17 protein-coding genes are annotated in these 20,975 nt (G+C 47.4%); 7 read left to right on the forward strand and 10 right to left on the reverse strand.

Annotation, left to right across the window (positions count from 1 at the left end):
* The first annotated feature begins 110 nt into the window (after positions 1–110).
* Both Q8L79_RS16415 and Q8L79_RS16420 read left to right on the forward strand, forming a co-directional pair.
* Positions 111–2,672 (forward strand): circularly permuted type 2 ATP-grasp protein, encoded by a 2,562-nt coding sequence (locus tag Q8L79_RS16415; RefSeq protein WP_305273447.1) that lies wholly within the window; start codon positions 111–113, stop codon positions 2,670–2,672.
* Positions 2,669–3,607 carry a transglutaminase family protein gene (locus Q8L79_RS16420; protein WP_305273449.1) on the forward strand — a complete coding sequence of 313 codons (939 nt, stop codon included), beginning with the start codon at positions 2,669–2,671 and terminating at the stop codon, positions 3,605–3,607. Before Q8L79_RS16415 ends, Q8L79_RS16420 begins: the two co-directional genes overlap by 4 nt.
* A gap of 62 nt (positions 3,608–3,669) precedes the next feature.
* On the opposite strand, the gene bioD is transcribed toward Q8L79_RS16420, so the two are convergent.
* The 4 genes from bioD to Q8L79_RS16440 form a co-directional block, all read right to left on the reverse strand.
* Positions 3,670–4,383: a dethiobiotin synthase gene (gene bioD, locus Q8L79_RS16425; RefSeq protein WP_305273450.1), complete on the reverse strand. Its 714-nt coding sequence runs from the start codon at positions 4,381–4,383 to the stop codon at positions 3,670–3,672.
* A gap of 70 nt (positions 4,384–4,453) precedes the next feature.
* Positions 4,454–5,362, reverse strand: coding sequence for a sulfate adenylyltransferase subunit CysD (cysD, locus tag Q8L79_RS16430; protein ID WP_305273451.1), 909 nt, complete (start codon positions 5,360–5,362; stop codon positions 4,454–4,456).
* Between the two features lie 215 nt (positions 5,363–5,577).
* Positions 5,578–6,228 carry a carbonic anhydrase family protein gene (locus Q8L79_RS16435; RefSeq protein WP_305273453.1) on the reverse strand — a complete coding sequence of 217 codons (651 nt, stop codon included), beginning with the start codon at positions 6,226–6,228 and terminating at the stop codon, positions 5,578–5,580.
* Between the two features lie 9 nt (positions 6,229–6,237).
* On the reverse strand, positions 6,238–7,179 hold the full coding sequence (locus Q8L79_RS16440) for a bestrophin family protein (RefSeq protein ID WP_305273455.1): 942 nt from the start codon (positions 7,177–7,179) through the stop codon (positions 6,238–6,240).
* Positions 7,180–7,447: 268 nt separating this feature from the next.
* On the opposite strand from Q8L79_RS16440, the gene Q8L79_RS16445 reads away from it, so the two are divergent.
* Positions 7,448–8,203: a peptidase gene (locus Q8L79_RS16445; RefSeq protein ID WP_305273457.1), complete on the forward strand. Its 756-nt coding sequence runs from the start codon at positions 7,448–7,450 to the stop codon at positions 8,201–8,203.
* Between the two features lie 124 nt (positions 8,204–8,327).
* On the opposite strand, the gene glk is transcribed toward Q8L79_RS16445, so the two are convergent.
* Positions 8,328–9,296: a glucokinase gene (gene glk, locus Q8L79_RS16450; RefSeq protein ID WP_305273459.1), complete on the reverse strand. Its 969-nt coding sequence runs from the start codon at positions 9,294–9,296 to the stop codon at positions 8,328–8,330.
* Positions 9,293–12,532 carry a glycoside hydrolase family 15 protein gene (locus Q8L79_RS16455; protein WP_305273461.1) on the reverse strand — a complete coding sequence of 1,080 codons (3,240 nt, stop codon included), beginning with the start codon at positions 12,530–12,532 and terminating at the stop codon, positions 9,293–9,295. Before Q8L79_RS16455 ends, glk begins: the two co-directional genes overlap by 4 nt.
* Before the next feature lie 504 nt (positions 12,533–13,036).
* Between Q8L79_RS16455 and Q8L79_RS16460 the strand changes: the two genes are divergently transcribed.
* Complete coding sequence (locus tag Q8L79_RS16460) at positions 13,037–13,741, forward strand: mobilization protein (protein ID WP_305273463.1); 705 nt, start codon at positions 13,037–13,039, stop codon at positions 13,739–13,741.
* A gap of 40 nt (positions 13,742–13,781) precedes the next feature.
* Positions 13,782–14,576 (forward strand): transglutaminase family protein, encoded by a 795-nt coding sequence (locus Q8L79_RS16465; protein ID WP_305273464.1) that lies wholly within the window; start codon positions 13,782–13,784, stop codon positions 14,574–14,576.
* A gap of 799 nt (positions 14,577–15,375) precedes the next feature.
* Here the strand turns inward: Q8L79_RS16465 and Q8L79_RS16470 are convergent.
* Both Q8L79_RS16470 and Q8L79_RS16475 read right to left on the reverse strand, forming a co-directional pair.
* Positions 15,376–16,347: an FAD-binding oxidoreductase gene (locus Q8L79_RS16470; protein ID WP_305273466.1), complete on the reverse strand. Its 972-nt coding sequence runs from the start codon at positions 16,345–16,347 to the stop codon at positions 15,376–15,378.
* A gap of 65 nt (positions 16,348–16,412) precedes the next feature.
* Positions 16,413–16,814: a group 1 truncated hemoglobin gene (locus tag Q8L79_RS16475; protein WP_305273468.1), complete on the reverse strand. Its 402-nt coding sequence runs from the start codon at positions 16,812–16,814 to the stop codon at positions 16,413–16,415.
* Positions 16,815–17,246: 432 nt separating this feature from the next.
* Between Q8L79_RS16475 and Q8L79_RS16480 the strand changes: the two genes are divergently transcribed.
* Complete coding sequence (locus Q8L79_RS16480; RefSeq protein WP_305273470.1) at positions 17,247–17,423, forward strand: hypothetical protein; 177 nt, start codon at positions 17,247–17,249, stop codon at positions 17,421–17,423.
* 395 nt (positions 17,424–17,818) lie between these two features.
* On the opposite strand, the gene Q8L79_RS16485 is transcribed toward Q8L79_RS16480, so the two are convergent.
* A complete protein-coding gene (locus tag Q8L79_RS16485; RefSeq protein ID WP_305273472.1) occupies positions 17,819–18,034 on the reverse strand; it encodes a cold-shock protein in 216 nt (71 codons plus the stop codon).
* 454 nt (positions 18,035–18,488) lie between these two features.
* Between Q8L79_RS16485 and Q8L79_RS16490 the strand changes: the two genes are divergently transcribed.
* A complete protein-coding gene (locus Q8L79_RS16490) occupies positions 18,489–19,466 on the forward strand; it encodes a rhodanese-related sulfurtransferase (RefSeq protein WP_370870020.1) in 978 nt (325 codons plus the stop codon).
* A gap of 118 nt (positions 19,467–19,584) precedes the next feature.
* Here Q8L79_RS16490 and Q8L79_RS16495 read toward each other — a convergent pair whose 3' ends face one another.
* Complete coding sequence (locus Q8L79_RS16495) at positions 19,585–20,742, reverse strand: slipin family protein (RefSeq protein WP_305273475.1); 1,158 nt, start codon at positions 20,740–20,742, stop codon at positions 19,585–19,587.
* Positions 20,743–20,975: the final 233 nt, after the last annotated feature.

Below are 20,975 nucleotides of genomic sequence, written 5' to 3' on the forward strand. Positions count from 1 at the left end.
GAAGAACATAAAACTTCGTGTTCTTCGTGGTGAAGTTTTTTCGTTTTTAATGATGAAGGTGCAGCTTAGCGGTGTGCCTGATTCCATTTTCTAACCACTGAGCAGTACGCATGAACGAATCAACCGGCAATATTGGCGCGCAGTTTTACGCCACCAAACTTGGCGTTTACGATGAAATGGTTGCCAAAGAACATAAAGTGCTGCCTTACTGGGAGCGTTTTATGGACGCCATTGCAACGCTGGGTAGCGAACAGCTGGAGTTGCGCCGCCGCGAAGCCCAGCGCCTGTTGCGGGAAAACGGCGTCACTTACAATGTTTACGGCGATGCGCAAAAACTCGCCCGGCCGTGGCGGCTTGACCCTGTTCCGCTACTGATCAGCAGTGAAGATTGGTCGCTTATTGAAGCCGGTCTTAAACAACGGGCAGAGCTGCTCAACCTGATTTTAAACGATATTTACGGCAAACAGCAGCTGCTAAAAAAAGGCCTGTTGCCCAGTGAACTGGTGTTGGCGCACGACGGCTTTTTGCATCCTTGCATGGGTACCCTGCCCCATCTTCAACGCCAGCTGACTGTTTATTCGGCCAACCTTGCCCGTGGTCATAATGGCCGCATGCTGGTATTGGATGATCGTAGCCAGGCACCTTCCGGCGCCGGCTATGCCTTGGAAAACCGTACCGTGATGACACGGGTTCTTCCGGATATTTTCCGGGAAACGCAAGTGAACCGGCTTTCCGGTTTTTTCAAAGCCCTGCGCAAGGGGCTGGCTGATATTGCGCCGCATAATAAAGAAGATCCGCGAATTGTCATACTCACGCCGGGTTCTCTTAACGAAACCTATTTTGAGCATGCTTATTTATCGTCTTATCTCGGTTTTTCCCTGGTACAGGGCGACGACCTGACCGTACGCGATGGCCGCGTCTGGCTTAAATCGCTGGATGGTCTGCAACCGGTCGACGTTATCTTGCGCCGGGTTGACGATTCTTTCTGCGATCCGCTGGAGTTGCGTAGCGCTTCCCGGCTGGGTGTGGCCGGACTGCTTGAAGCCGTGCGCCGCAATAATGTGGCGATCGCCAATCCTTTGGGCAGCAGTGTTCTGGAAAATCCGGGATTATTGGCATTTTTACCCAGACTCTCGCGGTATTTTTTAAATCAGGAATTGATGCTGCCTTCGGTTGCCACTTGGTGGTGCGGCCAGCGCCGTGAACGGGATTTTGTACTACAAAATCTTGATCGGCTGGTCATTAAGCCGATCAATCGCAGTTCAGGAAATCATGTCCTTTTTGGCGCACTGTTAAGCGCCAAAGAAAAAGAGCTTTTACGTGCCGCCATTATCGCCAAACCGCATTGTTATGTCGGTCAGGAGCATGTCAGTTTTTCTACGGTACCCTCATTTATCGACCACCATATTGAGCCGCGATTTGCGGTATTACGGAGCTTTGTAGTTGCCGGCAGCGATGACTATCAAGTGATGCCCGGCGGCCTTACCCGAATTGCCCGTCAGCAGGACGATTTTATTGTTTCAAATCAGGCGGGCGGAATTAGTAAGGATACCTGGGTATTGGCTGATGAACCGGACAATCAGGTCAGTTTGTGGTTCCAGCCCGGTCGGGACGTGCTTTTGTCTGCGGACACCGAACCCTTAACCAGTCGCGCGGCCAATAATCTGTTTTGGGTTGGACGATATCTGGAACGTATCAAAGCGGCTACCCGCTTAATGCGCATGATATTGCTCAAGTTGGCCGAAGCCCGGGAACTTAACGATCCGCTCGACAGCCAGTGTCTCAATGTATTATTGAGCGCGCTGACTCAGGTAACCGGTACCTATCCGGGGTTTGTTACCAGTCATGCGTCTGTGTTAAAGGAGCCTCAGGATGAATTGCTGGCACTCGCTAAAAATGTCCAGCGCTCCGGCACGCTGGCGGCCAACATTCAAGCGTTTGCCCAAACTGCGTTCAGTATTCGCGATGTCTGGTCGCAGGATACCTGGCGTTGCGTCGATAATCTTCAACGACGCTGGCAACAACGGGTAGTGAGCAATCATTGCGATCTGGAGCAACTGCAAAAATGCCTGGACGATTTAATCACCGGCTTTGTCGCATTTATTGGTCTGACCACTGAAAGCATGACCCGCGAAGCAGGTTGGTTGATGCTGGATAGCGGCCGTCGCCTGGAACATGCACTGGCATTGATCGCGTTATTGCGCGCCACGGTAGTGCAGCGTCATGAGCCGGCATTGCAAAATCAGCTGCTGGAAGCGGTGTTGATCTCCACTGACAGTTTGAGCATTTATCGGCGCCGCTACCGCTCATTTATCAAGTTGCCGATGGTGCTGGAATTATTGCTGACGGATGAAACCCATCCACGTTCGCTGGCCTATCAGCTACATCAATTATCCAGCCATATCAATGCATTGCCAAGAGAACACGGCAAGGGACAGTTGAGTGAAGAAGAACGTTTGATACTCAGAGCCTACACCGATTTACGCTTGGTTAAAGTGCCGGAGCTGATTAATATTGATGACGATGCCGGCGTTTACAGTGAACTGGAAAGTGTCTTGTCGGCAATGACGGAGCAGTTATGGCAGCTTTATGAAGTGCTTGCACAAGCCTATTTCAGCCATTCTCAAATGCCTCAATTGATGATGCCGATGCAGCCGGAGGATGATCTGTGAAATACCGCATTACTCACAGCACGCTCTACCAGTACAGTCAATTGGTTGGTCTGTGCCAGAATGAAGCACGATTGCAACCCCGCGATTTCTGGCGCCAGCAATGTCAAAGCAGCCGCTTTGACATTAGCCCCACCCCTAGCGATTTTCACGAACGCCGGGATTTTTTCGGCAATCGTGTCGCTTATTTCGCCATACAACAAGCGCATCAACGCTTGGTGGTCACCGCAGTAAGTGAAGTCACGATATTTCCCAGACAAAGCCGTGACGATTTGACTAATTTAATCACTTGGGAGCAAGTGCATGAGCAGTTGCAAGGAGTCCCCGGACAATCACAAGTGCAAACGCAGTCGCAGTCGCAAGGCCAGTATCAGCAGCAAAATCACTATGATGAGCTACTGGATGCCAAGCTGTTTTTGCTGGACTCGCCGATGGTCATCGCCAATGCCGAACTGGCTAATTATGCACAAAGCTCATTTTTGCCCAATCGGCCGCTGGTGCAGGCAGTGACGGATTTGATGCAGCGAATCCACGCCGATTTTACTTACGATCCGAGCAGCACCACAATTGCCACGCCGTTATCCGACGTGCTTCAATTTCGCCGCGGCGTGTGTCAGGATTTTGCCCATCTGGCGATCGGTTGCTTACGTTCTTTTGGACTTGCTGCGCGTTACGTCAGCGGCTATGTGGAAACGCAGCCGGAACCGGGCAAGCAGCGCCTGGTCGGGGCGGATGCCTCGCATGCCTGGTTTGCCGTGTATGTGCCGGGTACCGGTTGGCTGGAGTTTGATCCTACCAATAATGCCGTGCCATTCGATCAACATATCACCTTGGCTTGGGGACGCGACTACACGGATGTCACGCCGTTAAAGGGCATTGCTTTTGGCGGCGGCCAGCATACCTTATCAGTCTCGGTGGATGTGCTTAGGTTGGAATAACATAAGTTACCCTGTCATCCTTAGCATGTGTTTTAAAAGTCTACCAACTCTGGCTGGACGGATTAACCTGTCGTCAACCGGTCAGCCAGGGCCGCCAGCGCAGGACAAAGCATCATCCAGCCTGGATCAGTGGTGCTCGCATCGAACCGGTCGGTCACAATCACCGGTTGTCCCAACCAGCGGGACAGGTCTGTTACGTTGTCCATAAGCGGATCGCCGTAGGGGCCAAGCCGATTCAACACCACTCCCGCTAGAGTCAAGCCGCGCCGTCTGATCGCTTCCACGGCCATCAGGGTGTGGCCGATGGTGCCCAACCGGTCCGCCGCCACCAATAGCACCGGCAGGGACAGCGCCATGGCCAGATCGACGTTGAGCGCACCCGATGCCAACGGCGAGTAGAATCCCCCTGCGCCTTCCACCAACAGGAAATCTGTATCGGCCACCCCTTTGAAGCAAGCCGCCTGAACATCATCCAAAGTCAAGGTTTTACCGGACAAGGCTGCCGCCCGTTCCGGCGACAGTGCCGGTTCCATGGGATAAGGGCAGATCTGCGCCAAGGGTTCATCCGTTCGAGATGCGACTTGCAGCGTTCTGGCATCCTCGGGCACAAGGCGGTTTCCTTTCTTTCGTCGACAACCGGATTCCACCGGTTTGCGGGGGCGCACGATCAGATTCCGCTCTGCGAGTAGATGGGCCAAAGCGGCGGCAATCTGGGTTTTGCCGACGCCGGTGTCAGTGCCTGTCACGAACAGGCCGTAGGGAATTTGGTTAGCCATTACAAATCCTCCGGGAGAGGATTTGGACGCGCAATGCGCGCCCACAGTGTGAAAACAGGGATGTTTTTCATCAAAAATAACCCTCCTTCTTTTTATCTTCCATCGAACCGGTCTGGTCGTGATCGATGAGCCGACCTTGCCGTTCTGAGGTGGTTGCCAATAGCATTTCCTGAATGATTTCAGGCAACGTGCTGGCGGTGGATTCGACGGCACCAGTTAACGGATAACAACCCAGGGTACGGAAACGCACCATAAGCATCTGAGGCTGCTCACCTGGCTCCAGCGGCATACGCTCGTCATCGACCATGATCCATGTGCCTTCGCGCTGGACGACGGGACGTTCCTTGGCGAAATATAATGTTGGGATAGGAATTTTTTCCAAATGGATGTATTGCCAAATATCCAGTTCGGTCCAGTTGGACAAGGGAAATACACGGATCGACTCGCCTTTGTCTATCTTGCCGTTGTAGAGACTCCACAGTTCAGGGCGTTGGCTCTTGGGATCCCAGCGGTGGTTCCGGTCGCGAAACGAATAAACGCGCTCCTTGGCGCGGGATTTTTCCTCGTCGCGGCGGGCGCCGCCGAAGGCCGCATCGAACTGATATTTATTGAGCGCCTGTTTGAGCGACTCGGTCTTCATGATGTCGGTGTGTTTCTTGCTGCCGTAGGTGAAAGGGTTGACTCCCTTCCTTACCCCTTCCTCGTTGATATGAACGATCAGCTCCAGACCCAGTTCACGCACCAGTCGGTCGCGGAATTCGATCATTTCGCGGAATTTCCAGGTGGTATCCACATGCAGCAGCCGAAACGGGGGCTTGCCGGGAAAGAATGCCTTCAGCGCCAGTTGCAGCATGACGGCGGAATCCTTGCCGATGGAATAGAGCATTACCGGCCGCTCGAACTCCGCAGCCACCTCGCGGATGATGTGGATGCTTTCTGCTTCAAGCTGTTTCAGATGGGTCAACTGATATGAAGTCACGCAGGTAATCTCTTGTGTAAGAAGGGTTAAAATTTGCGCGGCGGGTACTTAGGGAGGCGCTGATTAAATCCTTAGGCAGGCTCAGGATGAACGGTAACCTATTGATTCCGTTCATGGTGATCCTTCGGCTGCGCTCAGGACTAAAGGCCTTGTCGAACCACAAGTAAAAATGATTTGTTCAGCGCTTCCTTAATAGTATTCGCCCGAAAGTTGTCTTATGACGGGTTGTTAATAATCAACGTATCATCATAAAAACTAACCTCGCCTGTTAAGAGATCATGATTGCCGCCAATAATTTCTATCTCACCTGCGTCTATCATTTCCTTCAAAATAGGACTGCGTTCGATAATGGCATGTACCGTTCTTTTTACATTAATGGCGGCCACTTTTTCGACAAATTCACTGTTGTCCGAATTACGGTTTTCTGTGACGGTTTTTTCGTCATAAACCGCAGGTTGTATCTTGCTTAACAGGGCTGTCAGGTTACCCATTTCCACATGATCGCAAGCGCCTTTTATTGCGCCGCATTTGGTATGACCCAACACCACTATTATTTTAGAACCGGCCACCTTGCAGCCAAACTCCATGCTGCCTAAAATATCTTCGTTAATGATATTGCCGGCAATACGGACGCTGAATACATCGCCCAAACCCTGATCAAAAATCAACTCAACCGAGGTCCGGGAATCAATGCAACTTAAAATAACCGCAAACGGATGTTGTCCGTCGGACGTGTCATTGGCCTGTTGCAGCAGGTTACGGTTGATTTTAAGGTTATTTACAAAGCGTTTATTGCCTTCTTTTAATAAGTCCAACGCCATTGCCGGTGTGATGGCGGCTTGCATTTCTTTGGTTAATGTTTTCATTTTTTGATCTCAAGGAAAGTTATGGTTTCCACTGCGTTGGGACTGTTCCAGCAATGCCGAACAATGAAGCTTTATAGTGTCGCAAATAGAGTCTAAAGGCAGGTGGCTTAAATTTTTAGTGACAAACGGGTTTTGTAGTTCAATGCCAATTCTGTCCAAAGACAGCAATGGATAAGCCACTAAAAAGAAAATAAATACCGCGCTGAAGCCCAAATTTTCTATTAATGAAAACGGCAACAATAATAAGAAAATCAAAATGAACCGCCTGGCTTTGATTGCATAAACCAAGGGCATGGGCGTTTTCAGGATTCTTTCGCAAGCACCGATGTGATCGATCAGCAAAACCCGTTGGCCTTCCAACCCCATAAAAACAAAGCCATCGATATAATGGCTAAGTCGTGCCTGTTGCAATAGTTCCGCTATTTTTCCGGCAACAAACAGCGGCATATGACCAGCAGACTTCAACGCATCCAGCTCCTGTTCGTTCAGTAAATCGCTTAACTCATCGAAGTTCTTGCCATTGCGCAAGGATTCTTTAGTTGCAAAAGAAAATGCAATCGTCCATTTCACCATGTCTTTAGTCCACAGAGGCTGTTGGGAGCTGACATTCAAAATATCGCCGTAACTTAACGCCCCGATGGCAATATTTCTGCTCTGATTAACAATAGCGCCCCATAATTTTCTGGCCTCCCACCAGCGTTCGTGGCCTGCGTTGGTCCGAAATACAAGAACCAATCCGAGTACCACGCCGGTATATTCAAACGGAGTCACGGCAAGATGCGGCAAGGGCTGCCAGTATTGATCCAATGCAACTATTAACGCACAGTAACAAGTCATTAGCAGCAGGCTGAAAAAAATACGAGGGGTAACAGAACCCCGCCACATTAGGGCGCCACGCAAAAAACCGGGTGATTCATCTTTATTGCTATGAAGGTGTAAAAAATCTTTCATGCTATACCTGCTATTTAGAATAAAAGTTAAAATAAGCACTGAAGGAAGTAAATCAACCCGTAAAAGATAGTAACACTATCTTTTAAAATTACAATACTTTCGGGTATCATTTTTATCATGACATGCGGTAAAGCTACTGCTTAATTGGCTTAGTTGTTAATAGCCTTATGATTTAGTGTCAGACATGCTTTAAGTGACATGGACGTTGGCGTTGCTTTGTTGGATAATGGTTAATAGTATTTTTAACCTCCCAACAGCCGAATGTTTTATGACTTATTGTATTGCAGCTTCTATAGACGAAGGGCTTATTCTTGTTTCCGACTCAAGAACCAATGCCGGTATTGATAACGTCAGTACTTACGGAAAAATGCATGCATTTAAAACCAACGATGACCGCAAGATTGTTTTGCTGTGCGCCGGCAATCTTGCGACCACTCAAGCCGTTTTAGAGCAGTTGCATCGCGATAAAATCAAAAATGCCGACGTCAATCTCAATAATGTGGAATGCTTGTCCGAGGCGGCCGCCTACCTGGGTCATGTCAGCGTCGAAAAACAAAAACAACATATCAATTCCGAAGGACAATCGGCATTTAATCCTTCGGCCAGTTTTATTTTAGCCGGTCAAATCGGTGATGAGCCGCATGGCGCTTATATGGTTTATGCAGAAGGCAACAGCATAACCAGTTCAGCCAATACACCCTTTTTACAAATTGGCGAGAGTAAATACGGCAAGCCGATACTGGACCGTTTTCTCAAACTGAACACCTCAATCGATGAAGCGGCGCGCTGCTGTCTGGTATCGATGGACTCGACCATCCGCAGTAACGCCAGTGTCGGGGCGCCTGTAGAAATGCTCATTTATCGCAAAAACAGTTCCAGCCTTGATGAGTATTATTGCTTTGATGACGATGATGATTATTTGCTGCAACTCAGACGCAGCTGGGAAAACAAGCTTCGGGAAGCGATCGCCACACTGCCCTGTCTTAATAAAAGCACAGTGAGAGTCATGCGGGTTGATTTGTAGCTTGAGAACAGCTGGCCGGTTTTTTTAACAACAGGGAAATCTATATTTTCCCTGTTGCATACAAGTCACCTGTTGCATACAAGTCATAGGTACCGATCGGGCCGGAATGCAAACATGATCGGCTCTATAAATCAAAATAATTAATCGCGCCAATTAAAGGCGTACGCGGGTTTAATGATAATTTCACCGAGATCTTATCGAGCAAGGGAAGAAAACGGCCTTTGGCTTTAAAGGCGCGAATAAAGTTACCATCCTGCATAGCCGATAATATTTTTGGGCCTATGCCCCCGCCAATAAAAACCCCGCCCGTGGCAAGCGACTTTAATGCCAAGTTACCTGTTTCAGCCCCATAAAGCTCAACAAAAATCCTGACTACCGCAACACATAAAGGGTCTTTACCGGAAAGCCCCCGTTCGGAAATGGCGGCATTTCTGTCAACGCCGCTGTCAGGAATATCAGGGCAAGGCGGCGCAAATTTCTGCTCACAGAGAAAATCATACAAATGACTGAAACCGATACCCGACAGGATGCGCTCGCAACTGACATGATCAGGATAACTTTTTCTAAGATACGCCAGCAATAGATCCTGCTGCGCATTTTGAGCCGCAAAGTCGCTGTGGCCGCCTTCGGTAGCCATAGGATAGTGTTTGTTGCCGTCCCAATAGAGAATGGCTTCGCCCAAGCCTGTTCCCGCCGCTATGACGGCGATATTGCCCGCCTGGGTTTCTGCATGAGGGTTTAACTCGATCAGGTCGTGTTCGGGCAGATACAACATGCCCAGCGCCATGGCTTCCAGATCATTCAGAAGCTTTACTTTAGCCGTGCCCAGTTTTATTTTCAGCGCTGCTGCATCCAACAACCACGGCAGATTGGTGGTTTGGCAGCGTTGATTGACGACCGGGCCCGCAACGCCGAAACACGCCGACCTGATAGTAATGTCAGCGGGTAAAAAGGCGGTCAGAATGTCGTCAAATTTCGGAAACTGCCGGCTTGAATAGGTTTGCTCCTGCACGCAGGTCAGCGAGCCGTTGGCATCTCTGCTTAAAATGGATAATACCGTTTTCGTTCCGCCTATATCTCCAGCTAGTATCATAAGGCCTCTCTCTCATTATTGTTAAGCAGATATGTTAAAGCATCGAGGACGCCGTTGGCGACTTTATGCGGTGGTAATCGATAAATATCCTGCCATGCCAGCGATACATACTCTTCGTAATTTTCTTTGCTTTCAGGATGAGATTGTAACCAGATAATCCTTACTGCATGACCAATAATAATATCCGTTAACAAGGTATCGTCAATATGTAACGATACGTTTTCACGAAAAATAGATGCGATTGCTTTTAGAGCTTCTACCGTTAATTGACGATAAACCGGGGCTTGAATTTTGTTAAGCAAATGATTGACGTGTAACTTGAAACTTTGCTCGCCCGCCGTTGATTGCGACAGGGTGTTGTCGCTATCCAGCCGGCTTTTACTGTTGAGTTTATCGCCTATCGTTAAGCCTTTGCAATGGTGCAAGGTTTCCCAGACACTGGCAAAAAAAGCATCATTTTCCCTGCCGACACTGCCTTGCTGTTCGCGCCATTGGTACCAATCGACAATTTCTCCCCGGTCCGTCGGATCCATGTTTTTTGGAAAGCGAGCATCGGTTAATTCCCGACAATCGCCTTCGTAGTGCAGCGTTTCAGCCAAACCCAGTTGATCTTCTGTGTTGCTATAGTCTTCCAGTGTTTCTTTTACTTTTCCGAACAATTGATAAGGCGGCAAAGAAAGAATTTCGTTAAAAGCCTGATCCAATGTACCGCAGCCTGATTCGCGCTTTTGTCTGGCAACAAGCAACTGCAGAATATGACCCACTCGCACCGTGTGCATATCGGTAAACAAGTCAGGATCGGACTTGATCAACATGCCCAAATAAATGATCAATTCCTGAATAATGATATGCTCACTGGCGTCATTATTATTGTAGGCGCGAATAGTCTGCAAAATTTCCGAGGAATCGGCGGGACGGGTCAAGGTTGCCCGGCCGCTGTAAGCCCGACCTAATGTCAGCGCATGCTGACGAACCAGTATATCGGTGGCCGCCTGTTCCAGATTGATGTCGTATTTACCCAGTAAACCGGCACAGCGCCTGACCACATACCAGGCATGTAGGTCCCCTGCCCGCTCATAGATTTCTTCCAGCAAGTCACGCACACGACCGGCAGCGCCATCCATCGCCGATAAGCCGGTATCGTAATCCAGACCATGACGCAGGCTCAGTAAACTTAATACTTCAAGTTGTGCGTAAAGGTTGGCGTTGGTTTTTAGTTGCTCAATCAGTATTTCATCGGCACTGATTTCCCATTCCGTTACTGTGTAGGTATCAAGTAGTGTTGGTGGGGATAGGGCTGTGTCTATCGGTAATACCTGAAAAAAAGGCCGCTCAGCTTCTTCCCAAGAGGCCTTGGAAAACTCAAAGTCATGCAGATAGCTAATTTTTTCATGACTTGAAGTTTCTGCGAAATCGGAGAGGGTTCCAAGTTGCACGGGAATACCCAAAGTAGAACCTTGTTGCAGTTCTTTGATAAAGTCAATCAGGACTTCACGGTTATGGATGCCCAACATATTCTGTTTGATGGTCATAACCACCAAAGGATTGCCCGGTCTATCCCAATGCTTATAAATGTAGGCCAGTTCCAGTCGTAAGCGCTGCATCAACATACGGTTATCCATCGCAAGATAAAAACCTTTTTGATTAAGGCATTGCGGCAGAAAAAGCAGAATCTCGCCTGCCAATATATACATCTTGGATGTCGCCAAAGTCCGCAACTGCCTTAACGGTCTGCCGGTTAAGCCGATACGATCATTTCTGCCCACATGCGTATAGGCATCGGCGAGTTCATTGGCTTCCCTGATCTGAATAGGGGCTATAGCGGCGAGTGTTTGAGTACGAATGCCGTATTTCATTAAGTTGTTTTGTACGGATTCATCCTGGGCCAGCAACTGAATTTGCAGATTGCAATCCTGAGCTTGTTTAATAACTTTGTGCCGACCTAAGGGGTCGACGTCGTCAATTTCAAGTAAACCATCTTGAATAAGACTGCCCAGCATAAAAAGACTTTGCGCCCAAACCAAAGGTATATTTTCATTTGGTACCCGTTCCTGGCTGTGTGCGTCGACTTTTTCCGCTTCAATTAACTCTTTTGGGACACTATAAAGCTCGGGCAATAATTGCCGGCCATCTTGTTCAACCAGCAAGCGTTCCAATTTAGTGCGATACTTCAAGGCGGCATCGTTATCGCCTGTGAATAAATTGTTAAGCAATAAATAGGTGAAAAACAGCGGCCATTCGCACTCAATATTCATGAATTGTTTTAATTCATGCGGATCGTAATGGAGACGATGGCTATCTTCTATGGCGGTTTGGTGACCATCCAACAAAAAGCGTTTGCAGCCGTATCGGCCTTCCAATTTCTCGCAAATAATCGCTTCTGTTTTTGCGCGGATGATTTGGTTATCGACTGCGAAAGCCGGGAATCCGGTGATACTGAGAACGGCGGAATCCGCCTCTTTAGAAATGGATTCCCTGGGCAGCAGCGATTCCAGCGTAATCCGCGTCCTGGCGATGTCGTCACTGATCACATGAACGACAGACGCTTGTCCGCTGTCCTTACCGAATAGATTAAAGCCTGACAGCGCTTCCAGCGCCGCTTTTGCCATGCCGATCGAACTGGCATTCAACTCGGCAATGCCATGATTGGTTTTGTGGCCGCGCTCCCAAATACCGTAGTCAGGCGTACGGTAAGTCCGGCTGATATAGTGCACCAGGTTTTGCACAAAATTGACTTCGTCTATCGTAAACACAATGCGCAAGCCGGACGCGGTCATTTGCGCCAACATCAACAGAAACAAAGACGTGGCGTCCAGTTGCAAATGCCCCCATTCATGATCGCCCACCACCACGGCGCCGGTTTTCGTATCGTACTTGGCGTGCAAGGCATCCAGCGGATTCTGCGTGTGCTTGAATTTCTCGACTTTGGACGCTTGCCGCATCATCGCCGTCAGCAGTCCGCGCATCAGCTTGACGACGCTTTGCTCCAGCAAATAAGCGCGTCCGCTGTTTTTTTCAGCCTGGCTGTCTTCAACGCGCCGGTAAGCAAGCGCCAGACCCCATGCCGAGAGAATACTGTAAACATTATCCCTGACCCAGGCATCGGTATAATTGCCGTGCACATTGACAGCGGTACTGGCCGGCAATAAGCCGGTCACCCAATCCTGCCGACTCAGAATAATATCTTGTACCTGCTGGAAATAAGTGTCTAGTTTGTCGTGTTGAGTCGGTTTCATGTTCAATTAATGCATTATTTTAGAAATAGACTCTTAGGATAGTCGATCAACCCTGTCGGACCGCAATTATAATCCCTGCAATTCATAATAATCAGCAATTAATGCGCCATAATCCGTGTTAATCAGCAGAGAACGACTTCGTGTTCTTTACGGTTACACTTACTCTCGCTGCTTGCCCTGGATCACGACTTAAAACAATAGAATCTGAATAACCGATCTTCGTAATGATTTGCACCAATTTGAGATAAAAACCGGTTTCTTGCACTAAAAATGCCCAAAAATAGGGTTGATTGCTTCGCAACAATACATTTCTCCGGACAGTTATCCCGGTACCGCGCTACATGTGCAGGGTGTCGGCCATCAATAAAACGACTATTGGTTTGATTATTGCTTTCTGCTGATTAGATGGGCATTGATCCAGCTTGGTTACGGCTTGAGCAAACGCCCCGGATTCCAATAAAAAACCAAACCACGAACCTGAATCTTTAACTTAATGGAGAAACAATGGGCGCTATTCATTTTATCGGCGGCGAAAAAGGCGGTGTAGGCAAATCGGTCGTAGCACGTGTGCTGGCTCAATACATGATAGACAGTGAAATAGCGTTTATCGGTTTTGACACGGATCGTTCGCATGGTTCCTTACTGCGTTTTTATACGGACTATGCATCGCCTACCGTCATTGATAATTACCAAAGCCTGGATGCCATTATGGAGACTGCATTAGCGAATCCCGGGCAGCGCATTCTGGTTGATCTCGCCGCCCAAACCCATCATCCGCTGGCGAAATGGATCGATGAATCCGGCGTGCTGGAACTGGCAGAGGAGTTGGGGATTGCTTTGTACTACTGGAATGTAATGGACTCCGGCAAAGATTGCGTAGATTTGCTCGGCAAACTGCTCGATCAATACGACTCACGGTTGAATTACATACTGGTGCAAAACCAGCTTCGCGACGATCACTTTACTATTTTAGAATCATCAGGCGTCAAAGAACGCGCTTTGGCATTGAATGCCAAAGTGATTACCTTGAAGCGACTGCATGCCCCGGTAATGACCAAGATCGATGGCAACAGCTCCAGTTTTTGGGCGGCAAAAAACAAGGATACTGAAAGCCTGAACGCCTTGGGTTTACTGGACCGGCAACGCGTCAAAATATGGCTGAGACACGCGTATAACGAGATTCAATCGGTGGGACTTTTATGTCAGTAAACACATCGTTCACAACAGCAATAACGGATTATTTATCAGCATGAAGTTGAGCGTTAGTTGCGATCTTCGTTTCCAGATAGACGCCCCGACAGCCTTGATTTTAATGCTGCGCCCATTGAGCGGAGCACAGCAAAGGATTACAAAATCCACTTATGTCGTTGAGCCTGACGTACCGATAACCGAGAGCAAAGACAACTATGGCAATTTTCGTCAACGTCTGGTTGCCCCTCCCGGAGAATTTATTATTCATACCTCTGCCGAGGTCATCACTGCTGAAAATATTGATAGTGCACCGGGGGCTTATTTTGTTGAAATACAGAATCTTCCTCACCAAATTCTGCCTTATCTGTTACCCAGCCGTTATTGCGAATCCGACCGATTTGGCGATCTTGCCAGAGAGGTAGTCAACGATGCACTGCCGGGCTACGATCAGGTCGGCAGAATTACTGATTGGGTTCGTAACTCCATCCGCTATATTCCCGGTTCCAGCGATTCTCCGCTATCGGCGATTGAAGTTCATAACCGCGGCTATGGCGTTTGCAGAGACCTTGCACAACTGGCTATTACATTATGCCGGAGCATCAGTATACCTGCGCGACTGGTGGTGGGTTATTTGTATCAACTTGAACCGATGGACCTGCATGCCTGGTTTGAGGCTTATGTCGGCGGTCGATGGTATGCATTCGATCCTACCCAGGGCGATTTACGCGGCGGCAGGGTGATTATTGCTTTTGGGCGCGATGCCGCCGATGTTTCGATATTTCATCAATTCGGCTTGGGTTGTGTTTTGAATAGCATGGATGTTCAGGTCAATTTACTGAACCAGTCCCTGTAACCGGTTCCGCCTGCTTTATTTACATGGCTTGTGGCTCGAGACGCCAAAGTATAAAGCATCGCCTCGCCACCTAGCTGATGGTCAACGCCTGATGATCACTGCATTACGCACACTAAACAATGCAAACCAACTCTTTATTATGAACTTAACCTTGCCGTGAGATATGCCGATTATAATCTTGCTGAAAAAACAGATTATTCGTCAGTAAAACAAAAAGCTGGAAAAAGGCGGCTCCGGCTATCGCAAAAAGAGAGGCCAGTAAAACTATTCCTGTGATAATTTTCATAATTAGTTACCAAATATTTGTTTAATTTGAGCGCGAATAATCCTCCCGTTAAATAAGCAAAACAAGTGATTTAATTATTAATTAAATAAAAGGAAGCCAAGCATTTCAGCACCTTGACCTGTGTCCAGCCTGCCCGTTGTTAGCTCGCAACAGCCTTTTTAACCTCGATATTAGCTGCTAAAGAGGTCCTTATTATTGATATTCCGTGCAGATATATAAACAGGTGGATTTTGACCGCTTTGTCTGCTTTTTTGTGTAAAAGCAACAGAATAATCAGTCGCTATTCAGCAAGAAATTATTACTTTAATACAGACAGGATGCTGATAATAACCGCAACAATTGCCGGGCGTGTTAGCTCTGCTTTATCAGACTCATTCATGCCAATTGAAGCATTAGCTGCCGGCTCTGGCAGCTAAGCCATGAATCGCATGCATGTTACGCAAGCGCCCATACGGACTACCTGCCTGATACTTTAAATAAAAAACGGCTTATGTCGGTTATGAGCGGCATTGTTCAGCTCGGTGAGGCCAAAAAAGCATCCGCGTAAATATCGGCCGATGCCGCGCCTTTGAGAAAGGTCATTTTTTTCATTTGGTTGACCATTTCAGGATGACCGCAGAGAAATACGCGCCAACCTTTTAAATCTGTCAGCGAAGACAACGCAACTTCGTTGACACGTCCGTGACCAAATCCTTCAGGAACATGATGGCCTGATACGCAAGGGACGTAATGGAAATTTTCATGCTGCCTGCTAAGTTGGCGCATCTCATCAATCCGGTAAAGATCTTCAACTTCACGACTGCCATGAAACAGATAAATGGGACCGGAGTGACCATGTGCAAGTGCATCGGTCAGAATACCCGCCAATGGCGCCAAGCCTGTTCCCGTTCCTACCAGGAGTATGCCTTGATCGCTTCTTTCCGGCAGATAAAAACAGTGTCCGCGCGGTTCGGATACGGCTACGGTATCCCCTACCTTAAGCTCATCATGTAGCCATTCACTAAACCTGCCATTGGCTAGCCTACGAATGTGAAATTCCAAAGTATTGGATTCTTGCGGAGTATTGGCAATCGAATAGCTGCGCGTTAATCCATCGGGTCTTTGCAAATTAACAAATTGTCCGGCGTTAAATTCAAATGCATCCTTAAAAGCTATGATCAACAGCAGCGTATTTCTATTGAGCATTTCGTTGGCAACAACGGTTCCCTGGGTATAGAACTCCGATTGATCGGGCAGTTTAATCACCATGTCCTGTTCCGGATGACACAGGCAGGCAAGAAAGTGATTATGTTTTTTCAGCGTATTCTTTAAACCGGCCTGAGCGGCTTGCGGCGGTAAGATATCGGGACTGCGCACCATGCAACTGTGACAGGTACCTTTTTTACAGGCGTAGGAAATATTAACATTTTCGCGTAATAACGCATCCAGCACTGTTTCATCCGGTTGACAAGAATAAGTGTTTTCTTCAATCGTTAATTTATACATGATTCTACCGTTAAACCCGACTCCATAATGCCCAATAAAACATCATGGAGCAGCGTTGTTTTTGTTTATCTGCCTAATACATCGTTGCGAGTAGTTTCACAAATCGCCACCACTTCGGTAATGAGTTCCTGCGGGACATTTAACTCTTCCAAAGTTGCTCCCAAATTTTCTACAACTGCGTCGAAATGACTGTCATCCAAGCCCATCTTAAGCAGGTGTGCATGACCTTTACGCATGTCCTCCCCTGTATAATTATGCGGACCGCCAAATGCCATCGTCAAAAAAGATTTTTGTTTGGCTGCTTGTTTTTCCATGTCAACGTTGTCGAAAAAACGGTTGATACGGTCGTCACTCAGAACCTTGCGGTAAAAAATATCAACGGCTGCATTGACCGCCGGTTCCCCACCTATTCTTTCGTAAAGAGGTTTACTCATGATTCCTTCCCCATTGTTTTGTGTGTCAGTCATTATTATTTCCTTAGCTGTTATATCGCCTGCGGTTGGCGACGAGGAAAAGAATATCAAGTTAACGCACCTTATACAACTTAAATATGTTAAAACTTATTTTTAAGTTTTAATTAATGTCCGTTGCTATACATCCAAACTTTGGAACGGACTAAAAAAGAATTTTTATGACTAACGAGATAAGACCACAGCAGCAGGGTCCTGTGGGTATTTTTGCTTTGACAGAAGCAGGAATTAACAGCTTCCCGAAACAATGCCTGATTTTTTGAACTCATTCTTAGTGAATACCCCTGTCCCTATTCCGCTTCAGCTTCTGTTCAGCGAACAAAGCGCATTTTAGCCATGGCTTACAGAAATTATTGCTTATCAAGCCGAGAAACTTATCTGTATTACACCAAATTTTGTATATCAGTCAGCGAGACAGGAAGGTAAAAGATGATTAACCATAATTTCGATACGTATAGTGATATTGTCGCTCCCATGAATCAGGCTTTTGATAATGGCAATTTTTATGGACTGGAATATATCCTTGACGAGTTGATTAGTGAAAAGCCGACGCCTGCAAGTCAAAATACGGTAGATTGGTTTGGCGCTACCGATTATTTCGCTTAAATATTTTCAATTTCCGAATCATGCTTCGGATAGAGCGTAATCTCGCTCATGACAAGAAAATGAACGTAATTACCATAGAACAATCGGAACGGTTCTTTAGAATATATAGGGTTTTGAGGTGTGACTTAACATTCGATTGCCACTTCAGTAACTAACGCGTTGGACAATGCGACATACGCTTTACAGGATGGATTTTGATGCTCTTTACTGGCAATATTTGAGATTAACTGACGGTGTAAACGAAGCAGATTGAAATCATCCGATTCAACAAGATGATTAAGGGTCGTGTTAATAACAGTTAAAGTTAGTCGACTTTAATTTATTACAGACTTTGATTGAACTTTTGAAGCCAAACTGCGGCACAGATAATTGTGCCGCCGCATGTAATTTATAACTTAGCTGATGACGCTTACATTTTCAGCTTGTGGGCCTTTTTGGCCTTGCGCTACGCTGAACTGTACTTTTTGGCCTTCATCCAGCGATTTGTAGCCGCCGGAGTTATTGATTTGTTGAAAATGTACGAAAACATCGGGGCCTGATTGCTGCTCGATAAAACCGAAGCCTTTATCAGAATTAAACCATTTAACGATGCCAGTAGTAATTGTAGACATAATGAGTCCTATAAATATTTGAATATAAAAAGCCTTAAAAAGGCGGGTCAAGCCGGTAAATTTGAAAATTACAAAATGAAAAACAGGACGAGGAACTACAGAAGATACATCGAAATGGTAAGCAGAGGGTAAATCTTATTTTCAAGCTGGGTGCAGTATGGTCTTCTCGACACTATGAGTCAAGGTATATTTTTTCAATACGTGTAATATTTACCATGATTGCATTTATGAGTTGAATCCAGGAACATTCATATCGTTTAACGTCAGGGCTATTAATATACTTCCCCGCGTTTCCCATAAATTAATTTTAAAAAGATTTAGTGTTATCATTCAACTGTTTCTTTGAGAACCTTTTCTCAAAGAAATTCTCTACTTTTCAGGAAGCTACTTTCCTGGAAGTCTATCGTTTTCATCTGCACCGGATTTACGTTCCGGCTCGCAACAAGGAATAATAATGTCTCACATAGTCGTTTGTGCTCTGTACAAATTTGTCACCCTGAAAAATTATCAGGCTTTGCGCCAACCCCTTCATGATGTCATGGAAGCCAACCAGATTCGCGGCACCTTGTTGCTGGCCGGCGAAGGCATCAACGGCACGATAGCCGGATCACGCCAAGCCATCGACACCGTGCTGGATTGGTTGCGTAACGACCCGCGTCTGGCGGATATCGATCATAAGGAATCGCTGACCGACAAATTACCTTTCAACCGCGCCAAGGTTAAACTCAAAAAAGAGATCGTGACGATGGGCGTCGAAGGCATCGACCCTAAACGCGTAGTGGGCACTTATGTCAGCCCCAAAGACTGGAACAAACTGATCTCCGATCCTGATGTGATACTGGTGGATACCCGCAACGACTACGAATATCAAGTCGGCACCTTTAAAAACGCCATTAACCCGAATACAACCAGCTTTCGCGAATTTCCCCAGTACATTAAAGAAAACCTCGACCCCGAAAAACACAAAAAAGTGGCGATGTTCTGCACCGGCGGTATCCGCTGCGAAAAATCGACAGCCTTTTTAAAAGAACAGGGCTTTGACGAGGTTTATCATCTCAAAGGCGGCATATTAAAATATCTGGAAGAAGTTCCCGCACAAGAAACGCTTTGGGAAGGCGAATGCTTTGTTTTTGACGACCGGGTAACGGTTAATCTCCAACTTGAAAAAGGCAACTACGACCAATGTAACGCCTGCCGCCTGCCCATCACCGAAACCGACAAAGCCAGCGAACACTATCAGCAAGGTGTTAGCTGCCCTCATTGTTACGATAAAATCACGGCCGAGCGGAAAACCCGTTTCATGGAGCGTGAAAAGCAAATGGAATTAGCCAAAAAACGCGGCGAGGCGCATATCGGCGCAGATGCCGCCAAAACGCTGGTGCAAAAACGCGTAGCCAAACTGCAACGGCGGCAGCGAGCATTAGAGGAGTAAAACGAAAAACAACCGTTTTAGCAAGAATACCTCAGTTGTAGCGCTTCAAATCTAACCTGACAATTACTGATTTTTAGAAGTATTTTTCAGATTGGGTTTGAACCACTACGCATAAGTGCTATCTGCTCCTCTCAGTCAAGCGCACCATATCATTCATCACGCCCTCCAAACCGCCGTAAACGTTCAGCGTGTTAATACGGCCGGTGATTTTTTCTAATATCTCCAGCTCTTTCAACCGCAACAACACGGGGTTGCCTTCCATGACTTTTGCTGTGTTATGCAAAGAACGCGTGGCCTGGGTTTCTTCCTGACGCTTGATTAAATTCGCTTCGGCGAGTTTTTGCGCCTCAACCACTTGGGTCAAAATCGCCTTCATTTCACCGGGCAGGACAATATCGCGCGCACCGACGGTTTTTACTTCGATACCATAAACGGCCGCTTTTCCGGCGACGATCGTTAACACCTGCGTGTTCAAAGAGTTTTTATCGGCTAACAGTTCATCCAACGTTTGCGTGCTGACAACCGTCCGCAACGCCAATTGCAATTCGCGGTACAAATAATCCTTGGCATCGGCCAGCTCGGCTTTAACCACTTCGGCATGCTTAATCTGCCAGGTTGACGACAAATTCACCCGCAAACTCACGCGGTCTTTGGTCAAAATCTCCTGGCCGTTGACTTCCATGTTTTGCAAACGGCTATCGAATAACGTGACGGCGATATTGCGGTTAAACCGCCACCAAACATGCGTGCCCGACTTTAATGTTGCGACCGTTTCGCCATCCACCGTCAAAAATCCCAGATGATTTTCCGGCACTGTCGCTACGACTATCGCTCTCAAAGCGGCACAACGTAACATGTCTTCTTTGGCATTCGCCAATAAGGCCGCTAGTTTCTTGGGCACGGTAAAGTCCTGGCTGATGTCCAGCTTGTCCACATGTATCTCTTGCTGAGTTTTCCAGTAAGCGCCGCGTTGCCCGGGAGCTTTTATGTCTTTTAGAACATTTTTTTGATAAACCAGACCGACTTCCTGCTCGCCCGTTTCCCATTGCGTCATCACCTCGGCGAACGCATCCGGATGTAATTGCGCCAAGTGCAGCAAGTCTTTACCGATCTCTTCCTGCAAGGTGTTGGTCAGGGTGACTGTCTGAACCTGGTATTGATCGAACCAATCCCAAAATCTATAGACACCGGCGGGTAATATTTTTAAAAATTGCTGCTCTTTGAACAACAAGCCTTTTTGCGTTTCCGCGATTATTATTTTTTTGATTAAACGCATTGCTGTCTCCTTAAAATTAAAGTGATAAAGCCTCCGCACAGCCACCGGCTCCAAGCCTTATGGCGAGCGGGCAAACCCACGCTTGCTGTTTGCGCGCCCGTCAGACCCGGCCCAAAGGCAGTGTCTGTGCTGATGTCAGGCGACCATGACATGAAGACAGACAAACCGCATCTGCCTGCACGCAACTGCCGCCTTCAATCGGGAGGCCCTATCTAATGCCCTTTCGGGCTTTG

The organism is Methylobacter sp. (assembly GCF_030680395.1).
Taxonomy (GTDB): domain Bacteria; phylum Pseudomonadota; class Gammaproteobacteria; order Methylococcales; family Methylomonadaceae; genus Methylobacter_A.